General features: G+C 69.0%; 10 protein-coding genes. 3 read left to right on the plus strand and 7 right to left on the minus strand.

Annotation, left to right across the window (positions count from 1 at the left end):
- The 6 genes from ACQKDV_RS15935 to ACQKDV_RS15960 all read right to left on the minus strand — a co-directional run.
- A partial coding sequence (locus ACQKDV_RS15935) for an isochorismatase family protein (protein WP_427785008.1) occupies nt 1–341 on the minus strand: 341 nt, incomplete at its 3' end.
- Nucleotides 341–1,990, minus strand: coding sequence for a (2,3-dihydroxybenzoyl)adenylate synthase (locus tag ACQKDV_RS15940; protein WP_427785009.1), 1,650 nt, complete (start codon nt 1,988–1,990; stop codon nt 341–343). The genes ACQKDV_RS15935 and ACQKDV_RS15940, both read right to left, overlap by 1 nt.
- Nucleotides 1,987–3,180: an isochorismate synthase gene (locus ACQKDV_RS15945; protein WP_427785010.1), complete on the minus strand. Its 1,194-nt coding sequence runs from the start codon at nt 3,178–3,180 to the stop codon at nt 1,987–1,989. Before ACQKDV_RS15945 ends, ACQKDV_RS15940 begins: the two co-directional genes overlap by 4 nt.
- On the minus strand, nt 3,177–4,373 hold the full coding sequence (locus ACQKDV_RS15950; RefSeq protein ID WP_427785011.1) for an MFS transporter: 1,197 nt from the start codon (nt 4,371–4,373) through the stop codon (nt 3,177–3,179). Before ACQKDV_RS15950 ends, ACQKDV_RS15945 begins: the two co-directional genes overlap by 4 nt.
- A 121-nt stretch (nt 4,374–4,494) precedes the next feature.
- On the minus strand, nt 4,495–4,806 hold the full coding sequence (locus ACQKDV_RS15955) for a DUF3817 domain-containing protein (RefSeq protein WP_427785019.1): 312 nt from the start codon (nt 4,804–4,806) through the stop codon (nt 4,495–4,497).
- A 107-nt stretch (nt 4,807–4,913) separates the two neighbouring features.
- The gene (locus ACQKDV_RS15960) at nt 4,914–5,849 is read right to left on the minus strand and encodes a TIGR03571 family LLM class oxidoreductase (protein ID WP_427785013.1); all 936 of its coding nucleotides are present in this window, start codon (nt 5,847–5,849) and stop codon (nt 4,914–4,916) included.
- A 55-nt stretch (nt 5,850–5,904) separates the two neighbouring features.
- Between ACQKDV_RS15960 and ACQKDV_RS15965 the strand changes: the two genes are divergently transcribed.
- A complete protein-coding gene (locus tag ACQKDV_RS15965; RefSeq protein WP_427785014.1) occupies nt 5,905–6,354 on the plus strand; it encodes a GNAT family N-acetyltransferase in 450 nt (149 codons plus the stop codon).
- A 13-nt stretch (nt 6,355–6,367) separates the two neighbouring features.
- Here the strand turns inward: ACQKDV_RS15965 and ACQKDV_RS15970 are convergent, their stop codons facing one another.
- A complete protein-coding gene (locus tag ACQKDV_RS15970) occupies nt 6,368–7,129 on the minus strand; it encodes an SDR family NAD(P)-dependent oxidoreductase (protein ID WP_427785015.1) in 762 nt (253 codons plus the stop codon).
- Nucleotides 7,130–7,167: 38 nt separating this feature from the next.
- Here ACQKDV_RS15970 and ACQKDV_RS15975 point away from each other — a divergent pair, with 38 nt between their 5' ends.
- Both ACQKDV_RS15975 and ACQKDV_RS15980 read left to right on the plus strand, forming a co-directional pair.
- Nucleotides 7,168–8,136: a LysR family transcriptional regulator gene (locus tag ACQKDV_RS15975; RefSeq protein WP_427785018.1), complete on the plus strand. Its 969-nt coding sequence runs from the start codon at nt 7,168–7,170 to the stop codon at nt 8,134–8,136.
- A 192-nt stretch (nt 8,137–8,328) separates the two neighbouring features.
- A complete protein-coding gene (locus ACQKDV_RS15980) occupies nt 8,329–9,843 on the plus strand; it encodes a thioredoxin family protein (RefSeq protein ID WP_427785021.1) in 1,515 nt (504 codons plus the stop codon).
- The last annotated feature ends 130 nt before the right edge of the window (nt 9,844–9,973 follow it).

Below are 9,973 nucleotides of genomic sequence, written 5' to 3' on the forward strand. Positions count from 1 at the left end.
GGCGCCAGCGCCTCGATGATCGCTTCGTGTTCCTCGCCCCGGCGCATGCCCGGGCCCCACAGATCGGCCTGCAGGCCGCGGTCGCGCCGGTCCTGGTCGCCGTGCTGGGCGGTGTAGAACACTGGGATGCCGTGTGCACGGCAATGCGCGAGCAACCGCGCGATGTTGGCCACCGCCGGCTGCAGGGGCTCGGCAGCGTCATCGAACGCGGCCAGGAAATAGCGCTGCATGTCGTGCACCAGCAGTGCGATGCGGTCACGCTGCGGCCGCCACGGGCCGCGCGGTGTCGGCAGTTCGGCGGCGGTCGGCAAGGGGTATGGGGCAATACGGGGCAGCGCCATCAGCGCGTTCCTCCTGTCTGTTGCAGATGACGCGCGCGCAGCTGCGCACGCAGTTCACGGCGGCTGATCTTGCCGACCGCCGTGGTATCGAAACTGTCCACGAACACCACCTGGTCGGGCACCTTGAACGCGGCCAGGCCGCGGCCACGCATCCAGGCCTTCAGCGCGGGGCCCTTGATCGGCTCGCCCTGCTGGATCACGAAGGCGCAGCTGCGCTCGCCCAGGTAGTCGTCAGGAATGGACACCACCGCTGCATCGAACACGGCAGGATGGGCCAGCAGGTGGTCTTCGATCTCCTCGGCGGAAATCTTCTCGCCGGCGCGGTTGATGTGGTCACCGGCCCGGCCCTGCACCACCAGGTAGCCACCAGGCAGCTGCTGCACACGGTCGCCGGTGCGGTAGAACCCATCGTCGGTGAAGGCGCGTGCGTTGGCTACCTCATCGTTGTGGTACGCGCCGATGGTGTACGGGCCGCGGGTCAGCAGATGCCCCACCTCACCGTCGGCCACGGGCTGGTCGTGGTCATCGACCACGCGCACTTCATCGTCCGGGCTGATCGGCCGCCCCTGGCAGGCCACGATCAGTGCCTCGGGGTCGTCCAGCCGGGTGTAATTGACCAGCCCTTCGGCCATGCCGAACACCTGCTGCAGCGTGCAGCCCAGACCATCGATCACCCGCCGCGCAGCTTCCGGCACCAGCTTGGCACCGCCCACCTGCAGCACCTGCAGGCTGGACAGGTCGTGCTTGCTGGTTGCCGCGGCCTGCGCCCACAGCAGGGCCAGCGGTGGCACCAGGCCGCAGCAGGTCACCCGTTCGCGGGCAATCAGCGGGAAGGCGGCATCCGGGCCGGGGCCGGGACTGAGCACCACCCGCGCGCCGGCATACAGCGCGCCGAAGAAGCCCGGTGAGCTCATCGGGAAGTTGTGCGCCGCCGGCAGCGCGACCAGGTAGACGCTGTCGCGGTCGATGCCACAGATCGTGTTGCTGGCGCGGAACGAGTAGATGTAGTCGTCGTGGGTACGCGGGATCAGCTTGGACAGCCCGGTGCTGCCGCCGGAGATCTGCAGGAACGCCACCGACTGCGGATCCGGATCGGCCGGCAGCTGGCTGCGATCACCCTGCAGCGCGTCCAGCGCGGTGAATTCGCCAGCGTCCCCATCGATCACCACACGGGCAACGCCCGGCACCTCCGCCTGCAGCGCGCGCGCCAGCTCGCGGTGGTCGAAGTTTTCATGCACGTCGGTGGTGACGTAGGCACTGGCTTCGGCCTTGCGCGCGAAGTGCACCAGTTCGGTAAGACGATGCGCCGGCAGCACGTACACCGGCACCAGCCCGGCACGGAACAAGCCGCAGACCGTCGTGATGAAGCCGGCGGTGTTGCCCAACTGCACCAGCACGCGGTCGCCCGGCTGCAGTCCCTGGCCCAGCAGGCCCGCGCCGATACGCCCGGCTTCGTGCCACAGCTGCGCATAGCTCAGGCGCACGTCACCGGCCACCACCGCGATCTCGTCGGCGAACTGTTCGGCACGCTCACGCAGGAAGGCCGGGAAGGTCTCGCCACGCCAGTGGCCGGCAGCGCGGTAGCGCGCAACCCGGTCTTCGGGCCAGACCTGGCGCAGCGGCAGGCGCGGGGATGCAAGCGTGTTCATGGCGTCGCCTCGATCAGCGGGGCCGGGTCGTGTACGCCCAGCGCGTTCAACAATGCGGTGAATTTCGCGCCGGTCTCGGCCGCTTCGGCCTGCGGCTGCGAGTCGGCCACGATGCCGGCACCGGCGAACAGGCGCAGCTGCGTACCCTGCAGGCGGGCACAACGGATGGCCACATACCAGTCGCCATCGCCCTGCGCGTCCAGCCAGCCCACGGCACCTGCGTAGAAGCCGCGCGGCACCGGTTCCAGTTCACGGATGCGCTGCAATGCGGCCTGTCGCGGCGTACCGCAGACCGCAGGCGTGGGGTGCAGTTCGGCCAGCAGCGCCGCAGCCGGCGTCGACGCGTCCTTCAGGGTGGCGTGGATGCGCGTGCCGAGGTGCCACATGCTGGCGGTCGCGTGCAGCACCGGCTGCGCCTGCGCTTCGACACGGCCGCACCAAGGCGCAAGTCCCTCAACGATGGCCTCCACGACGTGGCGGTGTTCGTCATGGTCCTTGCGCGAGGCCAGCAGAGCCTGCGCCACGCGCTGGTCTTCGACTGGATCGCGGTGGCGGCGGGCAGAGCCGGCCAGCGGATGCGACAACACCTGCGCGCCGCGCTTGCGCAGCAGCAGTTCCGGCGTGGCGCCCACCAGCCATGCCGGTGCCTGGCCCGGCTCGACCGGCAGTGGCACCGCGTAGGTCGCCACCGAAAGGTCCACCCCCAGCCGCGCCAACAGCGCATCCGGTGCCAGCGGTTGATCGGTCTGCGCCAGCAGGCTGCGCGCCAGCACCACCTTGTGCAGCGTGGCATCGGGCGCACGCATGGCCTGCACGGCGCTGGCCACGGCGGTGGCATAGGCGTCTGCGCTGGGCTGGGCCTGAAGCGCACCCCGCAGTGCCGGTGCGGGCACAGGCTGCGCTGGCAGGCCGGGCAGCACACGCTCAGGCTGGTACAGCGCATCGTCCGCGCGCGGTTCGAACGGCACCGCGCCCACCAGCAGGCCCGGTCCGCCGCGCTGCTGGGCAAAGAATGCTTCCACCCGTTCGGCCAGACTCGCCAGCGCACCCGCAGGCAGGCTTGCCCGGCAGCCACGCGCATGCAGCTGCTGCTCGGCGTGCTGCAGCACGAACACCATCGCCTCGTTTGCACAATGAGTCGCAGGAGCTGCAGCCTCCGGCCACGCAGCCCGCATCAGGGACTCGTTCATGCGGCCTCCTTTGCCCGCTGGGCCATGGCCAGGGCGCACAGCAGCACCAGCAGCACGCCCACCAGCAGGTAGGGCAGGCTTGCACCGGCGCGATACAGCAAGGTGCCCAGCATCGGGCCTGTCACCATGCCCAGCCCCTGTGCTGCCGCCACGGTGCCGGCAGCGGCACCCTGTTCGTGCGCCTCCACCGCATCGGCAGCCAGCGCCTGGAAGGACGGGAAAACGAAGCCCATGCCGAAGGCGGCCAGCGCGTAGGTCAGCGGCAGCTGCCAAGGCTGCTGCACAGCGGCAACCGAGGCGAAGCCGAGCCCGGCGATCAGCGCACCGACGCTGATCCAGCGGCGGGGATGCACCGTCAGTTTCATCACCAGCACCTGCGCCAGGATCAGGCCCACGCCCACCGCCGTCAGGGCGATACCGGCCATGCGCGCACCAGCGGCGGCGTCCAGGCCAAACCGATCGATGGCAAAGAAGCCCACAGTGACCTGGGCAATGGTCACCGAGACCATGCCCAGGAACGCGGCCAGCTGCGGCAGGCGCAGCCGCGCATCCAGCCGTGACATCGGTGCACGGTGGCGCGACTGCGCGGCGGCCACCGGCGGCGTGGCCGGCAGCCGCCACGCGATCAGCACCAGCGCGACCAGCGGCAGCAGCGCCGCTACATACAGCGCCAGCGGAAGATTGCGGTAGGCCAGCCAACCCGCGGCGGCCGGGCCCAGCACCATGCCCAGTGCATTGGCGCTGCCCAGCCGCGCCATGAACTGTGCGCGCTGGCCGGTCGGGGCCTGGTCGGCAATCAGCGCTGCGGCGGTGGGCGGTACCGCGGCATAGAACAGGCCGATCAAGCCGCGTGCGCCCACCAGCACCAGCACCGAGACCAGCACCGGTGTCACCCCCTGCAGGGCAATATCGATGAACACCGCCAGGCCGATGTAGACCACGGTGTAGGCCGCCATCGCCAGCAGCAGCACGCGCTTGCGCCCGATGCGGTCACTGAGCAGGCCCCAGGGGCGCGCCGCCAGCATCCACAACACGCCGGCGGCGGTGACCGACAAGCCCGCATGCCATTCGGACAGGCCGAGCAGACGCACCACCGGCCCGATCACCGCCACGAACGACATCATCGCCATCGTACCGATCAGGGCGGCAAGGACCAGGACCGGCAAGCCGGCGACGACGGGACGTGCATGCATGGAACACCAGCCGTTTCAGTGAAGGAGCCGGTCCCGGCAGGGACGATGGCATCATCAAATGATAACGGCTCGTATTTGCATTTGATACCCATTCTCTTGAATGGGCCGGTAATGCAACCTTTCAGCGCGGGGAACGCAGTTCCAGCAGGCCACGGCGGCGGAACCACCATTCCAGCGGCAGGGTCACCAGCGGCGGAAGGGCCGCCAGCAATGCCAGCGCACTGGCCCACCAGGGCCAGCGCAGGCGGATGGCCGCAAACAGGGTCACCGCCACGTAGACCAGGAAGGCCGCACCATGCAGCGGGCCGAACACTTTCACCAGGGCAACATTGGCGTAAGGCCCGTACTTGAGCCACATGCCGATGAGGAGGCCCGCCCAGGTGAGCGCTTCAATGAAGGCAACCACGGCGAAGACACGCCCGGTCGGATGCATGGGATTACGTCGGGTCACGCGCCGCTCCGGCAACAGGATCAAACGCGAATGATACGCAGATGCACAGATGCAGCGGTAGCGCCGGGCCATGCCCGGCCAATACGCAATCAAACAGCGTGTCCACCAAGGTGGACACCCACCAAAGCAATCTCCCGCAACACCTCATCCACCGGCCGCCCGTTGTCCACCAGGTTGAACATCACATGCGCCACGCCCCGCGCATGCACCCGCTGCAGATAGGCCAGCAGCCCATCGCGGCCCACCTTCAGGCCCAGCGGCAGTGCCTCGGCCGGTGCCTGCGGATCGGCCTGCAGGTCCAGCAGCATCGACTGCACGAACGGCTTGGTCACGCCCGCCCCCTGCGCCTGCTGCCACAGCCCGATGCGACCTTCCTGCGCCGCCTCTTCGCGATGGTAAGTGGCCCACCCTTCTGCTTCGCGGGCGATCCACTGCAGGCTCTGCCGCGCCGTGCCCACCACCAGCATCGGAATGCGTGCCTGCGGTGCCGGCAGGACGTCGAACCCACCGGTGGCATCACATACACGTGCCCGCTCAGCCTTGTCCGGCGACAGCGCCGCGCGCAGCAATGACCAGCGCTCACGGAAGGTCGCTGCCCTGCCGTCGAGGTCTTCGCCGAACGCCGCGAATTCTTCCGGGCGGTCGCCCGAACCCAGCCCCAGCACGAAGCGGCCGCCGCTGATCCGGTCCAGGCTCAAGGCAGCCTTGGCCACATGCAGCGGATGCCGCAGCGGCAGCACGATGGCCGCCGTGCCCACCGCAATGCGCGTGGTAGCGCCGGCCAGCAGTGCAAGCCAGAGGAAAGGATCATCAAGTGCACTGGATGTCGCTTCTGGACCCTGTGGGACCATCAGTGGCACATCGCGGGTCCACAGCGCAGCGAAGCCGAGGTCATCGGCAAGGCGCGCGATGCGCTGCGCTTCTGCCACATCCGCCAGCCCGTGTGCAGCGACCGGCGTCATCAGCCCAAGGCTCGGGCCGTTGCCGGCAAACACCCGTGCATGGGCCGCGTTGAAGTGATTCATGCAACGAGCTTATCGTGTGCAACGCACCTGCACGTCACCATGGAAAGAACACTGCATGCATTCCATCCGCCCCGCCCGCCCCGAGGATCTGCCTGCCATCAGCGCGGTCTGCATCGCCGCCTTCAACGAAGCCGTCGCGGCCTCACTGGGCGCGCAGGGCGTGGCCACGTTCATGCAGGTGGCATCGGCCAGTGCGTTTGCCGAGCGGCTGCCGGGTGACAACCACATCCTGGTGGCCGAGCAGGATCGCCGCGTGGTCGGCGTGGTCGAACTGAAGGAAGGCCGGCACCTGGCGATGCTGTTCGTCGACCCGGCCTGCCAGGGCCAGGGCATCGGCCACGCCCTGTTCCAGGCAGTGCTGCCGCAGTTGCGCGCACCTGCGATGAGCGTACGCGCCTCGTTGAATGCGGTGCCGACCTACCAGCGCTACGGCTTCGTCATCGATGGCGAGGTCGGCGAGTACAACGGACTGGTCTACCAGCCATTGACCCTCGCCGCGCCGTAACCGGTGTCCGCCGTCAGACGAACATGCCGCCTGAGGCTTCCACGCGCTGGCCGTTGACCCAGCCGGTGGACGGCGACAGCAGCGCCACCACCACCGGACCGATGTCGTCAGGCAGGCCAGCGCGGCCCAGCGCAGTGATCGACGACACCATGGCGTTCATCTGCGCATCGTCGCGCACGCGGCCGCCGCCGAAATCGGTCTCGATCGCGCCCGGCGCCAGGGTGTTGGCACTGATGCCGCGCGCCCCCAGCTCCTTGGCCAGGTAGCGGGTGAACACTTCAATACCGCCCTTCATCATCGCGTAGGCCGAACTGCCCGGCAGCGAGAAGCGGGCCAGGCCGCTGGACACGTTGAGGATGCGGCCACCATCGGCGATCAGCGGCAACAGCGCCTGGGTCAGGAAGTAAGGCCCCTTCAAGTGCACGGCCACGGCGTGGTCGAACTGCGCCTCGGTGGTCTCGGCGATGGGCGCATACAGGCCTTCACCGGCATTGTTGAGCAGGCCCTGCAGGCCACTGACGCCCCACTGCTGCAGCGCATCGCGCAGCTGGCCGGCAAACGCCGGGAAGGCCGCGCTGTCGGCCACGTCCAGCGGCAGTGCCAGCGCACGGCGGCCCAGCGCCTGCACCTGCTGCACGACCTGCGCGGCAGCATCGGCCTGCGAGCGGTAGGTGATGACGATATCGGCACCATCGGCCGCCAGGGCCAGTGCGGCATTGCGGCCCAGGCCGCGGCTGCCACCGGTGATGAGGACGACACGGGGAGAGGGAGTCATGGCACGCACCTGTCGGGTGAGGAAGTGTGGCCAGACTATTGGGATTGCCTGCACACATAAATCGCGAGATCCTGATTTTACTGTTCATTCCAGACAAACAATCCATGGACCGCCTCGACACCCTGCGCGTCTTCCTGCGCGTCACCGAACTGGGTTCGTTCACCCGCGCCGCCGACAGCCTTGGCCTGCCCAAGGCCAGCGTTTCGCAGGCCATCGCCCGCCTGGAGGCCGAGCTGGGCACCCAGCTGCTGCACCGGACCACCCGCCGCGTGCACCTCACAGCCGATGGCGCCCAGCTGCAGCAACGCGCGTACGATCTGCTCGATGACATGGAGGAGCTGCAGAACCTGTTCCGGCGCGAAACCGGCGAACTGAGCGGCCGCCTGCGGGTGGACATGCCCGGCGGCATGGCCCGCAATCTGGTGATTCCGCAGCTGCCTGCCTTCCTTGCCCTGCACCCGGGGCTGGAAGTCGAGCTGAGTGCCACCGACCGCCGCGTGGACGTGGTGCGCGAGGGCTTCGACTGCGTGCTGCGGGTCGGCACCCTGGATGACAGCAGCCTGATCGCGCGCACGCTGGGGCAGATGCGCATCCTCAATGTGGCCAGCCCGGCCTATCTGGCCGAGCACGGCACGCCACGGCAGCTGGCCGACCTCGACCAGCACCGGCTGGTGCACTACGTGGGCACGCTGGGCCAGCGCTCGCCCGGCTTTGAGTATTTCGATGGCCAGCACTACCGCAGCTGGCCGATGCGCGGCGCACTGACGGTCAACAGCGCCGAAAGCTACAGCGCCGCCGCGCTGGCGGGACTGGGCATCATCCAGGTGCCGGAAATGGGCGCCCGCGAGGCGCTGCGCGACGGCCGCCTGGTGGAAGTGCTGCCCGGTTTCCCGGCCGAACCGATGCCGGTCAACCTGGTCCATGCGCAGCGCCGCCATCTGCCGCGCCGCGTCGAAGCGTTCATGACCTGGCTGGCCGGGCTGCTGGCGGCGGAACTGCAGGGATAGTGCCGGCCGCTGGCCGGCATCATCCCGCACCGCTGGTACCGGCCTGGTAGTGCCGACCGCTGGCCGGCATCCTCCGCACCTTTTCCCCTCGCATATACCGCAGGGCATGCCGGACATAAGCAAACTGCATCAGCATGGGCAGGCAGCATTCCTACAATGGCCCTTCGTTCACCTCCCTTCGAGACGCTGCCGATGCGCGCTGCCCTTCCCTTGTTGCTGCTGGCCACGGCGCTGACCGCCTGTTCCCCCGCACAGGCACCGGTTGCCAGTGCCAAGGCGGCCGAGGCCGCACCGACTTCGTCCATTGCCTGGCGCCAGGGCGACGTGGACGATGCGTTCAACGAGGCCGCCGAAACCGGCAAGCCGGTGCTGCTGTACTGGGGTGCGGTGTGGTGCCCGCCCTGCAACCAGCTGAAGGCCGGCCTGTTCAAGGATCCCGGCTTCATCGCGCTGACCGGCAAGTTCGTGCCGGTGTATCTGGATGGCGACGAGGAAGGCGCGCAGGCGTGGGGCGAACGCTTCGGCGTGCGCGGCTATCCGACCCTGATCGTGCTCGACCCGCAGCGCAACGAGATCACCCGCGTGGCTGGCGGCAACGACGCCGCGGCACTGACCCGCACGCTGACCGTCGCCGCCAGCCGCCGCAGCGCCGTGGCCGAGACCCTGGCCACCGCCCTGTCCACACCGGCAAAGCTGGGTGCCGAAGACTGGCAGGTCCTGAGCGACTACGGCTGGGAGGTAGATGCCAACCGCCTGGCCGGTGAGCGCAGGACCGATGAGGTGCTGCGCCAGCTGGCCAAGGCCGCCCCGGATGCCGCCCTGCAGCGCCGCTTCGCCCTGCTGGCGCTGGCGACCGCCGGCACGCCGACTGCAACGCCGACCGAGGTGCGCGAACTGCTGCAGGCAGTACTGGCACAGCCCACCGAAGTGCGTCGCAACCGCGAGCTGCTGGGCTACGCCGGTGCTGATCTGGTCAAGCAGGCCAGTGCCGGGCCAGCCAGCAGCAATGCGCTGGGCCAGCAGCTGCTGGTGGCGCTGGACCGCGCCGACGCCGAGCGTGGCAATCGCGCCGACGATGCGTTGTCGCGCGCGCTGGTTGAAGTCTCGCTGGCCCGCCAGCAGCAACCCGATGGCGCACTGCCTGCGGCGCTGGTGCAGCGGGTAAAGCAGCGGGTGGCTGCCGCCGATGCCGCCGCCACCGATGCGCATGCGCGCCAGGCCACGATCAGCAGCGCGGCCTCTGCCCTTCGCGAGGTGGGCGATGACGCCGCCGCCGAGGCCCTGCTGCTGGCCGAACTGAAGCGCAGTGAGCAACCGTATTACTACATGCCCGAGCTGTCCGAGCTGGCTGAAAAGCGCGGCGACACCGCCGGTGCACTGGACTGGCTGAAGCGCGCCTACGACGGTGCGCAGGGCCCTGCCACGCGCGTGCAGTGGGGCGTGCTGTACGTCGAAGGCCTGCTGCGGCTGGCACCGGACGATGCCCCGCGCATCGAGCAGGCCACCGATGCGTTGATTTCCGAACTGCAGACGCAGCCATCGGGGTACCACCAGCGCACGAAGCAGCGCTTCGAGCGGTTGGCGGTGCAGCTGAAGGCCTGGGGTGGCAAGCACCAGGGTGCGGAAACGCTGGCACGGTTGCAGCAACGCATGCAGCAGGCATGTGGCAGGCAGGCAGACAACGCGTGCCGCGAGTGGTTGAGCTGACCGACGGTAGTGCCGGGGGGGGGGGGGGGGCCCCCCCAAACTGAGAGAAAGACGCCCACACGCCCCCCCCCCAACCACAACCGCACCGCGGCGCCCGACAACGCGCCCCCCCCCCCCCAACAGAACCACA

Source organism: Stenotrophomonas sp. NPDC077659 (assembly GCF_050268705.1).
In the GTDB taxonomy this organism is placed as follows: domain Bacteria; phylum Pseudomonadota; class Gammaproteobacteria; order Xanthomonadales; family Xanthomonadaceae; genus Stenotrophomonas.

Coding starts and splice junctions, on each gene's coding strand:
- ACQKDV_RS15955 (WP_427785019.1), bottom strand. CDS start 4,806: ATGCATCCGACCGGGCGTGTCTTCGCCGTGGTTGCCTTCATTGAAGCG.
- ACQKDV_RS15945 (WP_427785010.1), bottom strand. CDS start 3,180: ATGAACGAGTCCCTGATGCGGGCTGCGTGGCCGGAGGCTGCAGCTCCT.
- ACQKDV_RS15950 (WP_427785011.1), bottom strand. CDS start 4,373: ATGCATGCACGTCCCGTCGTCGCCGGCTTGCCGGTCCTGGTCCTTGCC.
- ACQKDV_RS15940 (WP_427785009.1), bottom strand. CDS start 1,990: ATGAACACGCTTGCATCCCCGCGCCTGCCGCTGCGCCAGGTCTGGCCC.
- ACQKDV_RS15980 (WP_427785021.1), top strand. CDS start 8,329: ATGCGCGCTGCCCTTCCCTTGTTGCTGCTGGCCACGGCGCTGACCGCC.
- ACQKDV_RS15970 (WP_427785015.1), bottom strand. CDS start 7,129: ATGACTCCCTCTCCCCGTGTCGTCCTCATCACCGGTGGCAGCCGCGGC.
- ACQKDV_RS15960 (WP_427785013.1), bottom strand. CDS start 5,849: ATGAATCACTTCAACGCGGCCCATGCACGGGTGTTTGCCGGCAACGGC.
- ACQKDV_RS15965 (WP_427785014.1), top strand. CDS start 5,905: ATGCATTCCATCCGCCCCGCCCGCCCCGAGGATCTGCCTGCCATCAGC.